The sequence below is a fragment of the Micromonospora sp. NBS 11-29 genome, from assembly GCF_002140155.1.
Classification (GTDB): Bacteria; Actinomycetota; Actinomycetes; order Mycobacteriales; family Micromonosporaceae; genus Micromonospora.
On the sequence record NZ_NAPR01000010.1, the window covers coordinates 8543 to 29231 of the forward strand.

A 20689-nucleotide genomic window follows, 5' to 3' on the forward strand; every position below is an offset into this window, starting at 1 on the left:
TGACCGAAGTCGTGCGTGGTCGCGTACACCAGGTGCCGCCCGTTGTACGGCGCGACGGTGAAGTCCTTCAGCGACGCCCAACCCGACTTCGGCTGGGCCAGCGCGCCGGTCGAGGACCACCGATACGACGAGGGGAGGTTGCAGGTGCCGGACGGCGGCGGCGTGGTGGGGTTGCTTCCACCGTCGACGCGGACGAGCTGCCACTGCTGGTTGCTGCCGTTCCAGTCGTCGTACTGCACGATGCTGCCGCCGTCGGCGGTCGAGGCGCCCTGCACCTCCACCGCCTTGTTGCTGTTGCGGTTGATGAACCGGACGTAGCCGCTGTCCGAGTCCGCCAGGCGGAACTGCTGGTTGGTCCCGTTGCTGTCGCTCCACTGCACGACGTTCGCGCCGTTGGCGGTGGAGAAGTTGTAGACGTCGAGCACCTTGCCGGACAGCCGCGACCGCAACCGGTAGTAGCCGCCGCCGGAGTCCACGAACTGCCACTGCTGCTGGTTGCCGTTGTTCCGCGTCCACTGCACGATCCGCGCGCCGTCGGTCGTGGCCAGGTTGTAGACGTCCAGCGCCTTGCCGCTGTTGCGGTTGACCAGGACGTACCACGCGCTCGTGTCGACCGTCGCCGCGGCGGCGGGGGTCGACGTCACCGCCACGGCGCCGACGCCGACCAGCACCGCCGACACTCCGGCCGCGACGACCCGCGGCAGCCACCTCCGTCGCCGCGACGGGGTGATCGATCCAGACCTACCAAGGGCTGACATGTTCCTCCTTCGACGATCCACAAATGCACGAGCACGCGTGTTCCGTGTTAGCGCTAACAGCACGCGGCGCACCCGTCCCCTCATCCGACGAGGCAGGCTTGCCCGGTGAGCGCCAGCGCCGTCCTTGACCATCGAATGTGGGCGATAACATGCCGTTCGTCAAGTCGTAACATTTCCGGAACCTTGGGCCGGCGGCGATCCACACCACGTCGCGAACGCTCCGCATCCCGTGCCGGGCGGGCCCCACCCAGCCCACGAGGGCGGGCCGGGCTCCGGCGTCGCTAATGATGACGCTAACATCGACGTTAGCGCATAAATGAGACGCCGACGTCGGACCGGGCCGGGGCGCGACGACGCCCCGGCCCGATCCGCGTCCGGATCGCGTGTCGGTCAGCCGCAGCGCCGCCCGTTCAGGGTGAACGCGGTCGGCGTCGGGTTGGTGCCGGTCCACGAGCCGTTGAAGCCGACGCTCGTGGACGTGCCGGGGGCCAGCCGACCGTTCCAGCTCAGGCTCTCCGCGGTGACGCTGGTTCCACTCTGCTTCCAGGTGGCCGACCAGCCCTGCCCGACCTTCTGCCCGGCGGTCGGGAAGTCGAAGGCCAGCTTCCAACCGTCGATCGCGGTGGTGCCGGTGTTCTTGATCGTCACGGTCGCGGTGAAGCCGCCCGGCCAACTGTTCGCCGAGTAGCCGACCGTGCAGCCGCCGGTCGGGGCGGCGGGCGCGGTCCGCACGGCCAGCCCCGGCGAGGCCGCCGAGACGTTGCCCGCCGCGTCACGGGCGGTCACCACGAAGGTGTACGCGGTGTCCGGGCTCAACCCCGTCACCGTGTACGTGGTGCCGGTGGCGCTACCCACCTTCACCGTGCCGGTGGCGTCGACGCGGTGCACGTCGTACCCGGTCACGCCGGTGTCGTCGGTGGACGGCGCCCAGCTCAGCGCCACGCTGTCGGCGGTGACCGTGCCGGCGGTCGGCTTGCCCGGGGCGGTCGGCGCCTTGGTGTCGCCGGGCGTGGCCCCGCGCGGCAGCACCAGGTGGGTGATCGAGTTGGCCGGGAACGTGGCGGTGAAGCCGGTGGCGGTGACCGGCTGGTCGGCCTCCCGGACGATCCCGCCCAGGTTCGCCGCGCCGTAGCGGTACACCTCGGCGCTGCTCGCGGTGACACCGGTGAGCGCCACCTGGCTGGTCAGGTCGGTACCGCTCTTGTTCACCACGACCAGGGTCGTCGCCTTGTCGGCGGCGCGCTCGGCCGCGTACACGGCCAGCTTCTCCTGGTCGGCGCTGGTCGCCCGGACGGAGGTCTCGCCGAACGCGCCGCCGGACCCGTCGTAGTTGCGGTAGATGCGGAACGCGTTGGCCACCGGTTGGTCGGCCGTCGGCGCGGTCCAGAGGCTGGCCAGGTCGAGCCCCTCCCGGCCGAAGATGCCGAGCACGTCCGCCTGGGCGAGCGCGCCGTTGAGCGACCCGTACCCGCCCCAGCTGTACTCGGTCATCGCGATCTTCGTGCCCGGGTAGTGCTGGTCGGCCAGCTCCCGCATCCGGGGGATGAAGCGGACCGGCTGGTTGATCCAGCTCTCGTCGGTGTACGTCGGGTCCCAGAGCTGGCGGGTCGAGCGCAGCCGCAGCGCCTGGGTGGTCGCGTCGCCGGCGTCCGACCCGCTCACACCGGACTGCTGCGGGTAGAGGTGGACGTCGAAGTAGTCGAGGATCCGGGTGCCGTGCTGCTGCTCGTACTCCCGCATCCGGTCCAGGTACCACGGGCCGAGGTCCTGGCCGCCGTGCGCGGCCTTGTCCGGCGGGTTCGACCAGCAGCCGGTACGGGAGCAGGTGTCCTGGTCCAGTCCCGAGTAGAAGATCGAGTTCAGGCCCCAGCCGACCGGGCCGAGCGTCTTCGCCCCCGGGTCGGCCGCCTTGATCGCCGCCGCGTACGCGTAGGTGCGGTCGCGCAGTTCGTCGTAGCCCAGGCCGGCCGGGCGGACGTCGCGGTGGGTGGCGTGCCACAGGTCCGGCTCGTTGTCCAGGTTGTAGAACCGGACCCCGCCGGCACCGGCGGCGCCGAACCGCCCCTTCAGGTGGGTGACGAAGTCGGTGACGTACTCCGGGCCGGCCGCGACGCTGGTGTCCGTCGGGTCGTTGCCGGTGACCAGGCTGCCGTCCGGCTTCTTCCCGTTGCCGCAGTCCGGCGCCCACGGGTCGGTGGACTCCTGCGGGCCGTACTTGGCGACGCTGAAGCCGCAGGCCTTGGCCCGGTCCTTGGCGATCCAGCCGAGCATCGGCACGGTCATGATGGTGTCGGTGCCGGTGGCCTTGTTCCGCTGCACGAAGCGGTCGCTCTCCGAGCCGTCCGGCAGGCTCGCCGGATCGGGGTTGTCGTTCGGGATGTTCTCGAAGTACCAGTCCGAGGCCCGGTTGGTGGTGTCGTTGCGGAAGTTGTAGCGGGTGGTGGCGTTGCCGCCGTACCGGTGCACCGGCAGCCGCAGGTCCCGGGCGAGGGCCTCGTCGGNACGGCCAGCGCCGGGCCGGCCGCGGCCTGGGCGGGTGCCGGCAGCGCCAGGCCGCCGAGGGTGGCGGCCAGCACGACCGGGAGCAGTGCTGTGGTGGGACGCACGAGCTTTCCCTTCCTAGGGGATCGAAGCTCGACGATGGGAGCGCGTGCCAAGACTGGCGTGGTTCCCGAGCCGCGTCAAGTCGGTCCCGGGAGGAGGTGTCACTGCCCCCGGTGGATCAGCCCCGCCAACCCGGCACCAAGTTCGCGCCAAGCGTCGCCGCCGAGGATCTGAGGGACCCCCAGACCAGGAGGAGAGACATGGCCACCACGACCCCGCGCGCCGAGCCGAACCTGATCGGTTTCCGGATCAACCACCGCACCATGCGGTCCGACACCCGACGGCTGGCCGAGCTGCTGAGCCGGATGGCCGACGGCGAGATCACGTACGACCGCCGCCGCGCGACGGCGCTGCGGACGTACCTTCGGCTGCTCTGCGACGGCATCCACCACCACCACCGGATGGAGGACGAGGTGCTCTGGCCGGTCCTGGAGCGCTCGGCGGGCGCGGAGATCGACCTGCGGGAACTCAGCGACGACCACGCGGCGCTCGACCCGGTGCTGGACGAGGTGCGCGGTGGCGCGGACGACCTGGCCGCCGCGTTCGCGCCCGGCGCCGAGGGGTCCGGGCGGGCGCGGGCCGTGGCCGGGCGTCTCGCCGCGGGCCTCGCCCGGCTGCGTGACCTCCTCGACGAGCACATCGAGGAGGAGGAGCGGTTGATCTTCCCGGTGATCCGGCGGTACGTCAGCGTGGCCGACTGGAACACCGTGGAGCAGGCCGTCCGCAAGGGCGGTGCGCTCCGCTTCGAACTGCCCCGGATCGAGCGGTACGCCCGGCCCGAGGAACTGGCCGAGCTGCGGGCCGTCGCCGGTCCGGTGCTGCGGCTGATGCTGGCCGCCCTGCGGCCCGGTTTCCGCCGCCGCGAGGCGACGGTCTTCGGCGGCTGACGAACGGGTGCCGGTGGCGGGCGGGATCAGCGCACCGCCGCCGGCACGTACGCCGATCCGTCGGCCCACGGCGCGGCGCCGACCGCACGGGCCAACCGCAGCCCGGCCTCCCGGTGCGCGGCGGCGGCCGCCGGGTCGCCCAGCGCGGCGGCCAGCTCGGCGAGGGTCTGGTCCACCGGCCCGAGCGAGATCGACCCGCACTCCAGCCCGGCGAAGCGGCCGGACCAGGGCAGCAGCTCCCGGTAGCAGCGCTGCGCCACCGACCGGTCGCCGAGCCGCGCGGCCACCTGTCCCCGCAGGGTCATCCAGTACAACCAGAGGTAGTCGGGCCGGATCTCGGTCCAGGGCTGCCAGACCGCCCGCGCCCCCTCGTGGTCGCCGGCGGCGAGCAGCGCGTGGGCCAGGACGTCGTGGGTGTCGTCCGGCAGCCGCGCGTGCACCGGCCGGATGTCGTCGATCATTTCGTGCCCCCGCCCGGCGGCGGTCAACACGGTGAACCGGCCCATCAGGCCCATCGCCGCCGCGTTGGGCCCGCCGACCCGGCTCATCCGGGCGCTGATCTCGGCGTAGCGCTGCGCCGCCCGGTCGAGGTCACCGGCGAAGAGGGCGCAGAGGCCGGTGAACCACCCCATCACCGCCAGGATCAGGCCGAGCTGCCCGGTGGTGGCCTGCTCGACCGCCCGGTCGACGTGGTGCCGGGCGCGGACGAAGTCGGCCTCCATGAGCGCGGCCTGGTAGAGGATGTGGTGGGCCTCGCACTGGTACGCGGTGAGCCCCGCCGCCTCGGCGACCGCCAGCAGTTCCCGACCGACGCCGGGCAGTTCGGCCCGGTGCGCCGGGGCGACGGTGACGAAGTAGCGGGCGTTCAGCGCCCGGCACAGCACGGCCGGGTCGTCCTGCCGGCGGGCCAGCGCCAGGCCCTCCCGGGTGACCACGTCGGCGCGTTCCTGGTCGGCGCCCTCGATCTCGAAGGCGAGCGTGCTCAACAACCGGGACCGCAGCGCGGGGCGGTCGTCGCCGACCCGGGACAGCTCCTGCTCCAGCAGCCGGACCAGCGGCTCGTCGACCATGCGGTCCGGCCGGATGGTCCAGGTCACCGGCGCGTCGAAGCAGGTCAGCGCCGAGTGGAGCGCGTCCGGCTCGCCGATCTCGGTGGCCAGCCGTACCGCCCGGGTGCGGGCGTCCCGGGCGGTCAGCACGTCACCGGCCAGCGCGCTCGCGGTGGCGAGGCGGCAGAGCAGGTCGAGGCGGACCTCGGCGGGGGTGGCCGGGGCGAGGTCGGCGGCGCGCAGCGCGCCGGCCCAGTACACGGTGGCCTCCCGGGGCGCGCCCAGGTCCGCGGCCCGGCGGGCCACGGCGGCCAGGTGGCCGATGGCGTCACCGGCGGTGGCCGGGGTGAGCGCGGCGAGCGCGTGCCGCCCGAGGGCGGCCACGTCCTCGGCGCGCTGCTCCCGCAGCACGGTGAGGATGCGGCTGTGCATCCGGGTCCGCCGCAGCAGCGGCACGCTGTGGTAGAGCGCGTCCCGCATCAGGGCGTGCGCGAACCGGACCCGGCCCGGCTCGGGCTCGACGAGCAGGCCCGCCGTCACGCCCGCCTCCAGGCCGTCGAGGACCGGCTCCTCCGGCCCACCGTCCACCGCGATCAGGAGGTCCACCTCCGCGTCCGGGCCCATCACGGCGGCGTGCCGCAGCACCGTCCGGGCGGTGGCCGGCAGCCGCGCCACCCGCCGGGCCAGGACGTGGCGCAGCCCGGCCGGGATGCCGTCGAGCGCCGCCTGCGGGCCCTCCGCGACGATCAGCTTGGCCAGCTCGATTGCGAACAGCGGATTGCCCTCGGACCGCTCCCGCACGGTACGCAGCAGCTCCGGGTCGGTGGTGTCGAGACCCTGGCGCCGCAGCAGCTCGCCGAGGGCGGCGGCGTCCAGGCCGCCGGGGTCCACCTCCACCGCGGGTACGCCGGCGAGGGTCGCCCGCGCCACCACGAGGTCGTCGGTCACCTCGTCCGGACGGTAGGTGGCCACCACCAGGACCGGCGCCCCGGCGAGCGTGGCGGCCAGGTGACGCAGGATGCGCAGCGTCTCCCCGTCGGCCCGGTGGAGATCCTCGACCACGAGCAGCAGCGGGCCGCGGCCGGCCAGCCGGGACAGGTAGCTGCCCAGCGCCTGCCGCAGGTGGAACTCGTCGTACTCGCCGGCCCCGGCCGGCGTGGTGGCGCTGCCGTGGTCCAGCAGCGGCCGCAGGCCGCGCGCCTCGGCGTCGTCCGGCGGGACCACCGCGCCGGCGGCCGTGACCACCTCGTACCACGCCCAGCCGGGAGGCGCGCCCGCCACGTCGGGGCAGGTTCCGGTGGCCGTGGTCCAGCCGTCGGCGGCGAGGGCGTCGGCCAGGTGGCGGGCCAGCGTCGACTTTCCGGCCCCGGCCTCCGCGCCGACCCAGCAGATGCCGAGGCCGGCGGTGACGGCCCGGTCGGCCGCCGCCCGCATCCGTGCCAGCTCCGTCGCGCGGCCCAGCGGCGGCGTCGCCACGCCCGGCGGATCGGGTACGGCCCGGGGTGCGGGCTGCTCGGCCACCGCCGCCGCCCCGGCGAGCCCGGTCGCGACGAGCGGCCCGAGGCGGGGGCTCTGCCGCAGCAGGTCCGTCTCCAGGCTCCGCAGCTCGGGACCGGGGTCGATGCCCAACTGCTCGGCCAGGGCGGTGCGGACCGCGCGCAGCAGCGCGAGCGCGTCGGCCTGCCGGCCGACCCGGTAGAGCGCCACCGCGAGCAGCGCCGCGGCCTGTTCCCGCAGCGGGTGTTCCCGCACGTGCGGGTCGAGGTCGACCACCACCTCGTCGGCGCGGTCCAGGTCGAGCAGCAGCTTGGCGCGTTGCTCGACCGCGGTCAGACGCAGCCGGCCCAGCCGGTCACCCTCCCGGTCGGCCCACGACTCGCCGGCGAACTCGGGGTACGAGGTGGCACCGGCCCAACAGGACAACGCCTCGTCCAGCACGGTCACCGCCGCCAGCGGCTGCCCCCGGTCGGCCTGCCGCGCCCGACGCAGCGTCGCCTCGAACCGCCACGCGTCCACCTCGGACGTCGGCAGCCGCAGGGCATATCCCGGGGCGGCAGTGACGAGGACCCGGGCGGGGCTGCGGGGTGGCCGGTCCGGCTCCAGCACCCGGCGCAGGTTCGACACGTACACCTGGAGCGCGGCCTGGGCCCGCGGCGGCGGGTCACCCGACCAGAGGTCGTCGACGAGCTGGTCGACCGACACGACGTGGCCGCCTGCGGCGACGAGCCGGGCCAGCACCGCGCGCTGACGCGGCGGCCCGAGGTCGATCGAGATGCCGTCGCGCCACGCCCGCAGCGGGCCGAGCACACCGATCGCCGTCACTCCTCGACCCTAGTGAGCCGCCGCCGAAACCGAGATCCACTTTCCGACGCTTCCGGTCGGCCGGTCGGACCGCCGTCGGCCCACCAAGCCGCCGTTAAGGGTCCGCCAACCCGCGTTCGGCCTCATGGAGCCACCTCTCGTCCGCGGCCCGCGGACACCGGCGGAAGGACCTCCAGTGGTGACCGGCTTCGACGAGCACGACGGCCTGACCCTCGGTGTGCTCGGTCCGACCGTGGTGCGGCACGACGGGCGGGACGTCGCCGTCGGCGGGCCGGCCCCGCGTACGGTGCTCTGCCGGCTGGTCGTCGCCGACGGCCGGTTCGTGTCGATCGACGCCGTGGTGGACTGCCTGTGGCCGGACGGACCGCCGCCGAGCGCCCGGGTCACCGCCCAGGGCTACCTGTCGGTGCTGCGCCGGGCGCTGGAGCCCGACCGGGCGCCGCGTCGGCCCGGTCGGGTGCTCGTGCGGGACCACGCCGGCTACGCGCTGCGGCTGACGCCGGGCACGCTCGACGCGGACCGGTTCGCCACGGCGGCCGACCAGGGGCGGAACCTGTTGGCCGCCGGCGACGCCCGGGCCGCGCTGGAACGGTTCGACGCGGCGCTCGCGCTCTGGCGGGGACGGGCGTACGCCGACTGCGCGAACCACGGGTTCGCGGTCGCGGAGTCGCACCGGCTGCGGGAGCTGCGGACCGGCGCGCGCGAGCACCGCCTGGCCGCCCTGGTCGAGCTGGACGCCCACGACACGGCCGTACCGCAGCTCCGGGCGTTCCTCACCGAGCACCCGCTGCGGGAGCGGGGCTGGGCGCTGTTGGCGCAGGCGTTGTGCCGGGCGGGCCGTCAGGGGGACGCGCTGGCGGCGCTGCGCGAGGCGCGCAACCGCCTGGTGCACGACGTCGGTGTCGAGCCCGGACCGGGGCTCGCCGCGCTGCACCGGGACATCCTGGACCAGACCCTCACCCCGCTGCCGGCACCGGCTGCCCGGCGGGCGCGTGCCCCCCGGATCGCGCGGCGGCGCTCTCCTCGGGCAGTGCGACGCCGGTGAGCCCGGCGCAGTGCGCGAGCAGGTCGTCCAGCCGGGCCGGGTCGAGGTGGTCGGGGGACGGCCGCCAGTCGCGGTCGCTGACGTAGTGCCCGCTGACCAGGTCGTCGGGGTCGGTGCCGACGGCCAGCCGCACCTGGATCCGCGCGGCGTCGTCGGGGCTCGTCGGCGCGGCGTCGCCGCCCATCTTCGTACGCACCCAGCCGGGGTCCATCGCGTTGCTCATCGTGGCGGGCCAGCGTCGGGCGACGGCCACGGCGAGCATCAGGTCCAACAGCTTCGAGCTGGAGTACGCCTCGACGCCGTTCCACGGGCGCACGTCGTACCGCAGGTCGGCGAGGTCGAGCACACCGTCCGCGGCCATCGCCGACGACACGAACACGAGGCGCTCCGGCTGGGGCAGCAACGCCGTCAGCAGGTACGGCGCCAGGACGTTGACCTGGAAGGTCGACTCCAGCCCGTCCCCGGTCAGCTCCCGCGCCGGGGCGTCCAGCCGGGCGATCCCGGCGTTGTGCACCACGGCGTCGAGGTGCCCGAACGCGGCCAGCGACCCGGCCAGCGCGGTGGTCTCCGCGATCGAGCCCAGGTCGCCGATCGCGATGCCGGCCGCCGCCGGGAACGCGGACCGGACGGCCGCCGCCCGCTCCTCGGTGCGAGCGTGCAGCACCACCCGGTGCCCCCGGGCGATGAGGTGGGCCGCGGTTCGACGGCCGATGCCGTCCGTCGAGCCGGTCACGAGAATGGTGGCCATGCCGTTCCTTCCGTCGGTGTGCCGCCCCACCCTGACGCGCCGGTTGGGAATCGATTGGGAATCGGCGTCGGTCCGCTTGGCGGCGTCTTAACGCGACCACGGGTCACCGCACCAAGTCGGGCCCAAGTGGCGGTTGTTCTGCTGTGCCCATGAGAAAACTCCTCGCCACCGGCATGGCGCTCACCGTCACCGCCGGACTGCTCGCGGTCGCGGCCGGAACCGCGCTCGCACGGCCCTACTGCGACGTACCCAATCCGCCGCCGGCCTGCGACGACAGCCCGTACGAGCCGCCACCGCCGCCGGTGGGCAGCGACAAGTATCCGATGGGCTGGCTGGAGTCGTGGCAGTACGTCGGCGGCGCAGTCCGGGTCACCGGCTGGGCCAGCGACCCGAACGGCGGCCCCGTGCAGGNCGGGGCGCCTACGTGGGCTTCGACTTCACCGTGCCGAGCTCGGCGGTGGTCGGGGTGCACAAGTTCTGTGTCACGGCGAACAACGTGCCCGACGGCACCCAGCCGGTGCCCGAGGTCGCCCCGCTGTCCTGCCCGCAGTACCGGATCGAGCCGACGGCGCCCAGCGGGCTGACGCTGGTCGCCGGCTACGAGTCGGGCAAGCGCACCCTGGACGTCACCTTCACCGACAACTCCCTGCGGGAGGACAACTACCGGATCGACCTGAGCTGGTTGCAGACCACTCCGGACGACACCCCGACCGACCCCGGCCTGCCGACCACGCCGCCCGGCGGGCCGTCGCTGCCGATCCCGCAGCCGACCTGGGGTGCGCCGATCCCGACCACCGAGGTCGGCGTCGCCCGGGCGATGATCTACGGCACCCCCGACACCGGCCGGCGCACCTGGCACTTCACCCACATGCCCCAGGCGTTCGTGCACGTCGTCGTGGTGTCGAACGAGGCGGGCCTGACCTCGGCCGCGCGCACCGGCGGCGTCTCCACCCGCTGACCACGTCCCGCCGGATCGGTGCCGCAACCGNCGCCGTCGGAGGGCCGCGGGACGCCGGCGTCACCGCCGTGGTGACGCCGGCGTCGCCCCCTCGGCTACGGCGTGACCACCCTGCCGCCGAAGGTCACGACGAGGCGTCCGTCGGACGCGAAGGACCAGCCCAGGGCACCGGAGTACGCGGAGCACCGGGAGCCGTTCGACCCGGACCAGAACTGGTTGGAGCTGTCGGAGTTGCCGACGATCCGGTCGTTCGCGCCGCTGTCGCACGAGGTGTTGTTCCGGAACACCGACGAGCCGCCGTCGAAGTTGAAGTTCCGCTCGGTGTTGCGGATGCTGGCGTTGTTCGACACCGTCATCGCGCCGACGTTGCGGTTGTAGGTGAACCCGTGTTGGCCGTTGTGGTAGGCGATGTTGCCCCGGACGACGTGGTTCACCCCGATGTCCTCGCCGCCGAGCTTGAAGCCGTTGCGGTCGCCGTTCCCGGCCTGACCGCCGTTGCTCAGGGTGCCGTTGTCGTAGGCGAGGGACGACTCGATGGTCACCGCGCCGATGGGCCCGGTGTCGCTCTTGGTGTAGAGGTCGTAGCCGTCGTCGATGTTGTTGTGGGACACGGTGTAGCGGAAGACGTTGCCGGCGCCCACGGTGAGCTTCGGGGCGAACCCGTCGGCGTCCTCACCGTCGGAGTCGACGTTGTCGTGTGACTCGGTGCTCACGATCAGGTTGTTGGCGGGCCACTGGTCGCGGGGCGCGTCGGCCACCAGCCGCGAGAGCTGGAGCCCCGAGTCCCGGTTGTGGCGGGTCACCACGCGCTCGACGATGTTGTTGTTGCCGGCGAGCAGGATGCCGTTGTCACCGGCCCGCTCGACGACGATGCCGCGGATGTGCCAGTAGGACCCGCCGAGCTGGAGGCCACGGTTCGCCGGGGCCTCGCTCTGCGCCGCGAAGTTCAGGATCGGGGTCTCGCCCGGGTAGGCGAAGATGTTCTTGCGGGCGCTCGACGTGCCGTTGTTGCCCTGGCCGATGGTGATGGTCTGCGAGTAGCGGTAGGTGCCGCCGCGCAGGTAGATCGTCCCGCCGGCGGCGATCCGGGTGATCGCGGAGGCGAGCGTGGTCGGGTTCGCCTGGGTGCCGGCCGCGCCGTCGGTGCCGGTCGGCGCCACGTACAGCGTGGTGCCCGAGGGCGGGGGCGTGGTCGGTGGGGGCGTGGTCGGCGGCGGCGTGGTCGGCCCGGTCGTGGGCGGCGGCGTGGTCGCCGGTGGCGGGGTGGTCGCACCCGAGGCGTACGTCTCGAACTCGGCGATCCTCGGCGTGCCGGTCGAGCTGGTGATCTCGAAATTGATCTTGCGCAGGGTGGCGGCGGCGAAGGTGATCACGCCCGCACCGGTGCCGCTGGCCAGCGTGGCGCCGGTGTCGTTGTTGACCACCCGCCAGGAGCCCACGGCCCCGACCGCGCCGGCCGCCTCCCGGATGTTGATCGAGGCCACCGTGGTGGCGGAACCCCATTTGACCGAGATGCGGCCGGTCGAACCGGCCGGCGACCAGTAGGTGCCCAGGTCGCCGTCGATCGCGCTGCCGTAGCTGGTGCCATCGGCCTTGCTGGAACCGTCGGCGCCGGCCCCGATGCTGAGATTCGTTGCATTTGCGTTGATCAATGCATTGGAAAAGGCGCCCGATGCCTGGGTCATCGGCGCCGCCGCGGCGACCGCCGATGCGGCGATCACGGCGGCACCCACGGCAAGAAGCTTGCGTCGCACTCCGGTTCTCACTGACGACTCCTCAGGAGTAGACCACTTGTGGCTTCGCGTGCGCACTCGAAACATCGATGAAACAACAGGCTAAGAAAGCGCTTACTGACGAGGCAAGAGCAAAGACGTGCAGGTTTGTTGCATACGCCCAAGGCCCACTACGGCGTTACCCGCTCCCACGGCCTGAGTACCCCGACTCATGCCCGGCCGGGCCGACCCGTCCACGCTGGAGCCCATGACATCCGAGACGGTCGGCGCGGGCCGGCGGGGCGGCCCGGTGGTGGGACTCCTGGTCCTGGTCTGGGTCTGCGGGCTGATCGCGGCGGCGGTGTGGTGGGTGGGCATCGGGCTGGAGCAGTGGAACGCCAGCTACGGCGACCAGCCCGGCGAACTCGCGGACCTGAAACGCCGGGCAAGCCTCGCCCTGCTGGTCGCCGCGCTGGTGGCGGCCGTCGGACCGGCCGTCATCGCGCTCGTCGCGTACCGGCTGCGGCTGGTCCGCACCGCCGTCGTCTTCCTGGTGCTGACCGTCGTGATCGCCGTTCCCGCCGTACCGTTCGCCGTGCTCGCCGGCCGGGACCTCGACCCGGCGCCGCCGGCGACGACGCCCGGCCCGCCGGGGCACTGCGTGGAACACAGTGGCGGTGACACCCGCTGCCCGGGCGGCTGACCGAGGGATTCCGTCGGACCGTCGTGCCATGATCCCGCTCACCTCAAGGCAAGGAGCACGGCGCGATGGCCACGGTGACGGTTCGGGACGAGACAGCGACGGGCAGGGCCATCGACCAGTGGCCGTTGAGCGGGCTGCCGGAGCGGATCTCCGCGCGGGAGCTGGTCCGGTTGCGCGTACGCGAGGAGGTCGCGCGGTTCAACGCCGAGCGGGCCGAGGTCTTCCGGGGTCTGGTGCGGCCGACCGACGCGGAGGCGGCGCTCAACGGCTACCGGGTCGCTCGGGGCCGGCGGCTGGACTGGGAGCGTCAGGCGGACGCGGCGTGCGCCGCCTTCGCCCGTAACGGTTTCGTGCTGCTGGTGAACGACCGCCAGGTCGAGGACCTGGACGAGGAGATCGACCTGCGCACCGATCCCGAGGTGGCCTTCGTGCGGCTCGTCCCCCTGGTGGGTGGCTGACGTGGGCAACTGGACGCGCCTGCTTCCCCCGCTGAGCGCGGCGGACCGCCGGCAGATGGAGACCGGGGTCGCCGAAGCCGATGCCCGGATCCGGCCGCTGCTCGGGCGGGCGACCACCTACCACTGGACGTCGTCGCTGACCCACACGCCGGAATGGGCCGTCACCGGGTCGTGGCCAGCCGAGCTTCGCCGCCGTGCCGCGCTCGCCGTGCACCTGGAGGTGGCGGCCAGCTCGATGCCGTACGCGCTGAACGACGTCGTGCGGAGTCTGGCCGACGGCGAGCACGACTGGACCCGGGCGGAGCTCCTGTGGTGTCTGGAGGCCGTCGGACAGGGGCACGGCTACGACCTCGACGCCCGCCTGGAGCTGCCGGCGACGATCGCCACCCAATTGACCGCCGCCGACCTGGCGGATCTCGGGCCGGCGCTCTCGGCCCTGTTCGACGATCTCGCCGCCAGCCACGTCCCGGCGGCAGGGCCCCGACGTCGGGTCGTCACGCTGATCGGGGAGGCGCTCGACCGCGCCACCGGTCGCCGCGTGCCGTCCTGGCTGCTGCACCACGGCGACGAGTTCGGTCCGCTCGTCCGCGCCGGCCTGGGTGACGTCCTCGCCGCGCCGGGCGTGCCCGAGTTGCTGGCGCACTGCGCCTCGCTCGACAAGCCCGCGGCACCGGCGAAGTGGGCGCGCGTCCTCGACGGGCACCTCGCCACCGCGACGGACGGGGTGCGAGCGGTCCGCGCGATCCTGGAGGCGTTCGTCGACCATCGGGATTCCGTGCACGACGACTCGGACCGCCTGCTGCGTGGCCTGGTGTGGGCGCTGTCGCGGCAGTCGGACGAGGCCGCGACGGATCTGTTGGCCGGGGTCTGCGCCGCCGCTTCGGCCGCACCCCGCCAGGCGGCCGGTTTCCCCCACGCCCAGCGCACCGCGATCGCGGCCGTGCAGTTGCTCGCGGGGCGCGACGGTGAGGTGCCGGTGCGGACGCTGGCCCGGCTCGCGGTGACCGTGAGGAACAAGGCGGTGCGCGGTCGGGTGCAGACCGCGCTGGCCCGCCTCGGCGCCCTGCGGGGCTGGTCACTCAGCGAGGTGATGGAACTCGCCGTCGACGACCACGGGCTCGACCCCGCCGGTGCCCGACAAACCCAGGTCGGCCCGTACGAGGCGACGGTGCGGATCGTGGGCGAGAAGGCACGCCTGACCTTCGCTCGCGGCGGCACCGGGCTCAAGGCCGTCCCGGCCGCGCTCAAGGAGACGCACGCCGACGAGCTGAGGCAGTTACGCGAGCTGGTGAAGGGCGTCAACGCGACCCTGACCGCCGAGCGCCAGCGGGTGGAGGCACTGCTGTCCGAGGAGCGCATCTGGGCGTACCCGGACTGGGTGTCACGCTTCCTGGACCACCCGATCACCGGGACGTACGGGCGGCGGCTGCTCTGGGAGACCAGCGCCGACGGGCTGCACTGGTCGGCGGGCCTGCCCCGCGCCGACGGCGACGGGTGGGTGGTCGCCGGCCTCGACGGGCGACCGGCCCGCGGCGACCGGGTCCGGCTGTGGCACCCCGTCCGCGCCCGCGTGCACGAGACCCTCGCCTGGCGTGAGCGGGTGCTCGCCGTCGGCCTGGCGCAACCGTTCAAGCAGGTCTTCCGGGAGGTCTACCTGCTCACGCCGGCCGAGGAGCAGACGAGGACCTACTCCAACCGGTTCGCCGCGCACATCCTGCGCTACCGCCAAGCCAACGCGCTGATGCGTGGCCGCGGCTGGCAGGCCGGCTACCTCGGCACATGGGACGGCGGGTACGACAGCGAGGCCACGAAGGTCTTCGGCGGTGGTGACTGGCGGGCGTCCTTCCACCACCAACTCGTCGACCCGGAGGATCAGCGCGACTACGACGTCCACCACTGCTCCACCGACCAGGTGCGCTTCGCCCGGTCCGAGGGCGCGACCTGGCAACCCGTACCGGTCACGGACGTGCCGCCGCTGGTGTTCACCGAGGCGATGCGGGACGTCGACCTGTTCGTCGGCGTCACCTCGATCGCCACCGACCCGCAGTGGGCCGACCGTGGCGAGGACCGGTTCCGGGACTACTGGCACCGCACCGCCGTCGGGCCGCTGACCCCGTCGGCGGAGGTACGCCGGGATGCCCTGGCCCGGCTGCTTCCCCGCATGGCCATCGCCGACCGGGTCACCCTCGCGGACCGGTACCTGCGCGTACGCGGGAACCTGCGCGGCTATCGCATCCNCCCGCACGCGGCGGCACCGGACGGCTGCACCTGCCGTTCGAGGACGACGTCATGCTGTCGACGATCCTGTCGAAAGCGGTCATGCTCGCCGCCGACGACCGGATCACCGATCCCACGGTGTTGCGGCAGTTCGCCCGATGACCGACCAGACGTGGCTGCCCGACTGTCAGACGCGCGACCGTTCGCACCGGGGCGCACCGGCCCGCGATAGCATCGATGTATGTCTAACTATCGATCACTTCTGCACCGGTCGTTCGGCATCGCCACCGTGACGGCGGCCGTCGCGGCCGGCGCACTGACCCCCGCCCCGGCATCGGCGTCGACCGCGGTGCCGCCGCGCATCTGCGAGGTCGTCGTCACCGCGACCGGTAACGGCCAGGCGGTTCGCAGCGCGCCCGGGTTCTCCAGCACGCCGCTCTACACGATGAGCACCGGGAACACCTTCTCGCTGTGGGGCACCGGCATCACCACGCCGGACAACGTGAAATGGAAGCCGATCACCCACAACGGCTCCACCCCGTCGCAGGAGTGGGTGCCCGTCATCAACGTCGTCACCGGTCTGCGATACGTCGACAACGAAATCTGCGACCGGGGCGTCTGAGCGCACCGCCCGCCATTTGTGGGAAGCCCGGTCGAGCAGAGTTCAGCCTCGGCCGGGGCGCCCCTACGGTCCACAGCAGGTGGAGTTCACCGTAGGGGCACCCACCTGAGCCGCTTTCGGTGGCCTGGGCGGGCCTTCAGGATCAGCCCGTGGTGCAGGAGCGGATCTGGGCCCTGGCGCCGCTGTTGCCGTTCATCATCGTGGTGAAGCCGAAGGTGTTGCCGCTGCCGTTGGACCGCATCGTCATCACGTAACCGGTGCTGTCCCAACTGGGGGAGCCGTTCCAGGTGGTGACGATCCGCTGCGGCGCGGTCACCGCCACGACCACGGTCCAGTTGCTGGCTCCCTGAACCGTCACCGAGGTGTTGTACCGGTCACCCCAGACGTTGGGGGTCGTCGCCGTCGCCGTACACCCGCCGGTGGGAGGTGGAGTGGTTGGCGTGCCGGTCGGCGGCGGGGTGGTCNTCGGCGGCGGAGTGCCGTCCGGGGCCACCGCCCGGCCGGTGCTCGGTGAGATCATGCCCGGACAGAGGTTGCGGCTGGTCAGGTTGGCCACGATCTGCGGAATCGCGTCGCGGGTGTTCTGAATGCCGTCGTGCATCAGGATCACCTGGCCGTCCTGGAGGCGGCTGGCGTTGGAGACGATCTGGCTGACGCTGGCGCCGTTCCAGTCCTGGGAGTCGACGTCCCAGATCACCTGGCGCAGGCCGAGCGACGTGGCGACCGACTGGAGAGTCGAGTTGGTCTCCCCGTAGGGCGGGCGGAACAACTGCGGCCGGACGCCGGTCGCCGACTGGATCGCCGAGTTGGTCTGGGACAGGTCCGACTGCATCTGGCTCTGGCTCATCGAGGTCATGTGCGCGTGGTTCCAACTGTGGTTGCCCACCCACATGCCGGCGTCGACCTGGGCCCGCGCGGCGGACTGGTTGCTCTGCACGTTCTGCCCGACGTTGAACATGGTCGCCCGTACGTTGTTCGCGCGCAGCACGGACAGCAGTGCGCCGGTGCTGCCGGTCGGTCCGTCATCGAAGGTGAGGCCGACGTACCCGTTGCAGGCGGCGGCGCTGGACGGAGTGGCGGCGACCGCGAGACCGGCGGCACTCAGCGCCACGGTGGAGGCGAGCACGGCCAACCGGACGGTGAGACGGGGTGTTCGGGGGACGGACGGGCGGCGGAAGCCGCCGATGGTGGCGTACATGCGCAGGTCCTCCTTGGGACGGGTGACACCTGGACGACGCAGGACGTCAATCGACAGAAATTGATGTCAGCGCGATCGGAGTATCGCAGCGGCGTTTCAAACACGTCAACAACTTTCCGGAAGTTTTCCGGAACAGATCGCCCTGGCCGCCACGCGCGCGCTCGGTGGTGTTGACACGCCCGACGTCCTCACGGGTGAACCATCGCCGGGCCCATGGCGGTGGCGATGAAGCTCCGGGTGATTGCAGCAGTCCCTTCGCGCCACGGACCGCCACACTCCGCCCGGGGTCGAAGCTGCGTCCGGCGGTCGGAGTCACGACTGTCGGGTCGTCGAGGTAGGCGCTGCCGTCGGCGATTTGCCCGACGAAGCAGTGGGGCATGGGCGGCAACCAACTCCGGATCCGCGTGCACGCCACCACCAGCGTGATATCGTGATAGCACCCGCCAAGGGGAGGTGCTACATGCCCAACATCCTCGTCCGCGATCTCAGTGAAGAAGCCGTGAACCGCATCGACGCCGCAGCCGCCAGCCTCGGGCTGTCCCGAAACGAGTACCTACGTCGCAAGTTCGAGGAGAACATCAGCCCCGTCGGCGACCGGACCGTCACTGCCGAGGACTGGCAACGGTCCGCAGAGACCTTCGCCGACCTCGCCGACCCTGCGGTGATGGATGCCGCGTGGCGGTGACGAACTGGCTGATCGACAAGTCCGCGTACGTACGCCTCCAACTCGGCCAGACGGCGCACCGTGACGAGTGGAGCGCGCGCATCAGTCGAGGGCTCGTCCGGCTCTCCACCATCACGCGGCTCGAACTCGGCTACTCGACGCGCTCCGGAGAAGCGGGGCGGCGGCAGTTCGCCGCCCCACCGCTGTCACTGATGCCGGTCGAACACCTCACACCAGCCATCGAGGACCGGGCGCTGGAAGTGCAGATGCTGCTCGCCGATCGCGGCCAACACCGTGCCCCGTCAATCCCCGACCTACTGATCGCTGCCACCGCCGAAAAGATTGGGCTGACCGTCCTGGCCGTCGACAAAGACTTCGACCTCATCGCCGCGCTCACCGGCCAGCCGATCGAAACCCTCTCCAGTTAAGCCGCAGCCGCAGAGGATCAAGGCCACCGCCCGCAAGGACCGGCCCGACCGCGGCACCAAAGCCGGCACCCCGGCGCCGACGAAGCGCAAGCCGGCCGCAAAGCCGCAGGTCACGTCCCGACAGACCGTGAGAAGGTCACTTCCGGGGCTGCACCCACATCGAACCCCTGTGACACCCACCCGTCCACGCAGGCCAGACAACACGAAGGGCCTGAGCCGCGTTTCCGCAGTTCAGACCCCTCATGATCTTGTGCGCCCGAAGGGACTCGAACCCCTAACCTTCTGATCCGTAGTCAGATGCTCTATCCATTGAGCTACGGGCGCTCAGTGCTCGGCCAGTCTACACACCCGGCTTTTGCGCGGAGACTCCGGGATTCGAACCCGGGAGGGGCTTTAAGACCCCAACCGCATTAGCAGTGCGGCGCCATAGACCAGACTAGGCGAAGTCTCCCTGGCGACCCGGAGGTCACCGCGCCCGAGGATACAGGCCCGTACCCGCCCGGGGCAAAGCGACTTCCCGTACCGCCTGGTTCTCGCCGTGTGCCAGGTCACGTCCACGGCTACGCTGCTTCGATATGCAGGAGCAACCGCCGAGCGATCCGCCCCGCCGCGAGCCCGCCGCGAAGACTCGGCGGAGCCGCTCCCCCCGACCGACCTTCAGCCCGCCACCAGCGCCGGAGCCGGCGCCGACCGAGGCGACGCGGGACACACCTCCGCCCCGGCGGCCGCGCCGAGCCGCACCCACCGTCGTCTTCCAGCCGCCGGCACCGACCGCCGACGCGCCGGCACCGCTTCCGCGCCCGGCGGTCGAGCCACCCACGACCGACCCGGCGCCAGCCCTCACCGACCGGGGTACGCCGAACGACGCACCACCGGCCAGGCCGGAACCCACCGAGTCGAACACGCCGGACGACCCGCCACCCGCCGCGCCGGGAGCCGACCCGGGCCCGCCGATCGACACCCCACCAGCCGCGCCGAAAGCCGTCCCGGGCCGGGCGGCGGGACCCCGACGACGCTCCGGGACCTCGCACTCCGACCCGGGTACGCCCGCCGACGCCCCGGTGGGCGCAGCGGGAACCGGCGACCGGGCCGCGCCGACCGACACGGGGCCTGACGAATCGTCGCCGGTGGCCGAGGGATCGTCACCCGGCCAGATCTCGCCCGCCGCTCCGGTGACTCCTGGCGCTTCGGGCAACCCGGCCGAGGAGGCGGCTCCGAAGCGGGCCCGCCGAGCCCCGACGGGAAAGAAGGCCACGAAGAAGGCCGCCGCAGCCGGGGCGGGTAAGCCGACGGCCACGGCCACGGCCCCGGCGACGCCCGCCGCGCCCGAGTTCACCGCACCGACCGGAGCGACCACGTCCTCGGGAGCCCCGGAGCCGGACGGCGTCGAGCTGGCCACGGCGGAGGTGACGGGCACCGTTCCGCGTGCCACGCGCGCCCGCCGGACGACCCGATCCGCCCCGGCGGCGAGAACCAGCGCCGCGAAGCGAACCCACCCGCAGGCACCGGTCGACGCCACGCCCCCCACCGCCACGTCGTTCCGCGCCGAACCGCCGGCACCTACGCCGGTCGCGGGGCCCGTCGACGCCACGCCCGTCGACGCCGAACCCGTGACCACCGACGTCGAGCCCTCGGCGACGCCGGTCGCGCCCGCTGCGCGTACCCCGGTGGTCTGGCCGCGCCTGCGCGACCGGCCCGGGTACGCGCCGGAGCTGCTGGCCCTGGCCGCGGTGGACGCGCTCGGGCCGAGGGCGCGGGAGTGGGTGGAGCAGGTGCGGCGGGCCTACCCGGCGGCGGACGCCGACGGGGTGGCCCGGCTGGCGGCCCGGCGGTTCGTCCGGCTGGCCGGTACGGGCGGGGCGCTGGCGGCGGGGGCGGGGCTGTTCGCGCCGGCGGCGGAGCTGGCCTCGGTGCTCTGGGCCCAGGCGAACCTGGTGCTGCATGTGGCCGCCGCCTACGGGCGGGATCCGGCGCATCCGGACCGGGCCGCCGAGCTGCTGGTGCTGACGCTCGTGCATCCGGACGAGGGTGCCGCCCGCGCGGCGCTGGCGGCGTCGGCCGACGGTCCGGCGGAGGAGTCGTGGGGACGGGCGGCGGAGGTGGCCCGACGGCTGGCCGCGCCGGTGGGTGGCTGGCTCGGGTTACGGCTGGTCGCGCGGCTGCTGCCCGGCGCGGCGGCGGTGGCGGCCGTGGCCGGCGGAACGGCCGCCGCCGAGCGGGTCGCCGCGCGGGCGGTGGCCCGGTACCGCTCCTGATCGACACCGGTTCGGCGAAGCGGCGGGGTCCGGCAGGCCGCGACACCGCCGTTTCGCCGAA

16 protein-coding genes, 2 tRNA genes and 1 pseudogene are annotated in these 20689 nt (G+C 73.0%); 11 read left to right on the plus strand and 8 right to left on the minus strand.

What is annotated here, in order from left to right:
• Positions 1–758, minus strand: a 758-nt coding sequence (locus tag B1205_RS13555) for a non-reducing end alpha-L-arabinofuranosidase family hydrolase (protein ID WP_176308585.1), incomplete at its 3' end; no start/stop codon positions are given.
• A 390-nt stretch (positions 759–1148) separates the two neighbouring features.
• Complete coding sequence (locus tag B1205_RS13560) at positions 1149–3224, minus strand: glycoside hydrolase family 44 protein (RefSeq protein ID WP_254909927.1); 2076 nt, start codon at positions 3222–3224, stop codon at positions 1149–1151.
• A gap of 338 nt (positions 3225–3562) precedes the next feature.
• Between B1205_RS13560 and B1205_RS13565 the strand changes: the two genes are divergently transcribed.
• The gene (locus tag B1205_RS13565) at positions 3563–4249 is read left to right on the plus strand and encodes a hemerythrin domain-containing protein (RefSeq protein ID WP_089155960.1); all 687 of its coding nucleotides are present in this window, start codon (positions 3563–3565) and stop codon (positions 4247–4249) included.
• Between the two features lie 26 nt (positions 4250–4275).
• Here the strand turns inward: B1205_RS13565 and B1205_RS13570 are convergent, their stop codons facing one another.
• Positions 4276–7620, minus strand: coding sequence for a BTAD domain-containing putative transcriptional regulator (locus tag B1205_RS13570; protein ID WP_089155961.1), 3345 nt, complete (start codon positions 7618–7620; stop codon positions 4276–4278).
• 178 nt (positions 7621–7798) lie between these two features.
• Here B1205_RS13570 and B1205_RS13575 point away from each other — a divergent pair, with 178 nt between their 5' ends.
• Positions 7799–8665 carry an AfsR/SARP family transcriptional regulator gene (locus B1205_RS13575; protein ID WP_140158036.1) on the plus strand — a complete coding sequence of 289 codons (867 nt, stop codon included), beginning with the start codon at positions 7799–7801 and terminating at the stop codon, positions 8663–8665.
• Here B1205_RS13575 and B1205_RS13580 read toward each other — a convergent pair.
• On the minus strand, positions 8577–9413 hold the full coding sequence (locus tag B1205_RS13580) for an SDR family NAD(P)-dependent oxidoreductase (protein ID WP_089155963.1): 837 nt from the start codon (positions 9411–9413) through the stop codon (positions 8577–8579). The two genes, B1205_RS13575 and B1205_RS13580, sit on opposite strands and share 89 nt — an antisense overlap.
• Positions 9414–9837: 424 nt before the next feature.
• Here B1205_RS13580 and B1205_RS13585 point away from each other — a divergent pair, with 424 nt between their 5' ends.
• Entirely contained in the window at positions 9838–10371 is a 534-nt protein-coding gene (locus B1205_RS13585) for a hypothetical protein (RefSeq protein ID WP_089155964.1), read from the plus strand.
• A 95-nt stretch (positions 10372–10466) separates the two neighbouring features.
• Here the strand turns inward: B1205_RS13585 and B1205_RS13590 are convergent, their stop codons facing one another.
• The gene (locus tag B1205_RS13590; protein ID WP_254909928.1) at positions 10467–12137 is read right to left on the minus strand and encodes a cellulose-binding protein; all 1671 of its coding nucleotides are present in this window, start codon (positions 12135–12137) and stop codon (positions 10467–10469) included.
• Between the two features lie 214 nt (positions 12138–12351).
• On the opposite strand from B1205_RS13590, the gene B1205_RS13595 reads away from it, so the two are divergent.
• The 5 genes and pseudogenes from B1205_RS13595 to B1205_RS13610 all read left to right on the plus strand — a co-directional run bounded on the left by B1205_RS13595 (position 12352) and on the right by B1205_RS13610 (position 16083).
• On the plus strand, positions 12352–12786 hold the full coding sequence (locus B1205_RS13595) for a hypothetical protein (RefSeq protein ID WP_140158037.1): 435 nt from the start codon (positions 12352–12354) through the stop codon (positions 12784–12786).
• Between the two features lie 65 nt (positions 12787–12851).
• Positions 12852–13244, plus strand: coding sequence for a hypothetical protein (locus tag B1205_RS13600; protein ID WP_089155967.1), 393 nt, complete (start codon positions 12852–12854; stop codon positions 13242–13244).
• A 1090-nt stretch (positions 13245–14334) separates the two neighbouring features.
• Positions 14335–15468 (plus strand): annotated as a pseudogene (locus tag B1205_RS33380) (DUF4132 domain-containing protein); the annotation flags it as partial.
• Positions 15469–15533: 65 nt separating this feature from the next.
• Entirely contained in the window at positions 15534–15623 is a 90-nt protein-coding gene (locus B1205_RS33385; RefSeq protein ID WP_441338490.1) for a DUF7737 domain-containing protein, read from the plus strand.
• A gap of 127 nt (positions 15624–15750) precedes the next feature.
• Positions 15751–16083 carry a hypothetical protein gene (locus tag B1205_RS13610; RefSeq protein WP_089155969.1) on the plus strand — a complete coding sequence of 111 codons (333 nt, stop codon included), beginning with the start codon at positions 15751–15753 and terminating at the stop codon, positions 16081–16083.
• 142 nt (positions 16084–16225) lie between these two features.
• Here the strand turns inward: B1205_RS13610 and B1205_RS13615 are convergent, their stop codons facing one another.
• Positions 16226–17281 carry a polysaccharide deacetylase family protein gene (locus B1205_RS13615; protein ID WP_089155970.1) on the minus strand — a complete coding sequence of 352 codons (1056 nt, stop codon included), beginning with the start codon at positions 17279–17281 and terminating at the stop codon, positions 16226–16228.
• Positions 17282–17741: 460 nt separating this feature from the next.
• Between B1205_RS13615 and vapB the strand changes: the two genes are divergently transcribed.
• Positions 17742–17966, plus strand: coding sequence for a type II toxin-antitoxin system VapB family antitoxin (gene vapB, locus B1205_RS13620; RefSeq protein ID WP_089155971.1), 225 nt, complete (start codon positions 17742–17744; stop codon positions 17964–17966).
• Positions 17957–18373: a PIN domain nuclease gene (locus B1205_RS13625; protein WP_089155972.1), complete on the plus strand. Its 417-nt coding sequence runs from the start codon at positions 17957–17959 to the stop codon at positions 18371–18373. Before vapB ends, B1205_RS13625 begins: the two co-directional genes overlap by 10 nt.
• Before the next feature lie 251 nt (positions 18374–18624).
• Here the strand turns inward: B1205_RS13625 and B1205_RS13630 are convergent.
• Together B1205_RS13630 and B1205_RS13635 are read right to left on the minus strand one after the other, a co-directional pair.
• Positions 18625–18697: transfer RNA gene (locus tag B1205_RS13630), tRNA-Arg, on the minus strand.
• A gap of 36 nt (positions 18698–18733) precedes the next feature.
• A tRNA-Ser gene (locus B1205_RS13635) sits at positions 18734–18824 on the minus strand.
• A gap of 1159 nt (positions 18825–19983) precedes the next feature.
• Between B1205_RS13635 and B1205_RS13640 the strand changes: the two genes are divergently transcribed.
• Positions 19984–20628, plus strand: a complete 645-nt coding sequence (locus B1205_RS13640) for a hypothetical protein (protein WP_254909929.1) — start codon at positions 19984–19986, stop codon at positions 20626–20628.
• Positions 20629–20689: the final 61 nt, after the last annotated feature.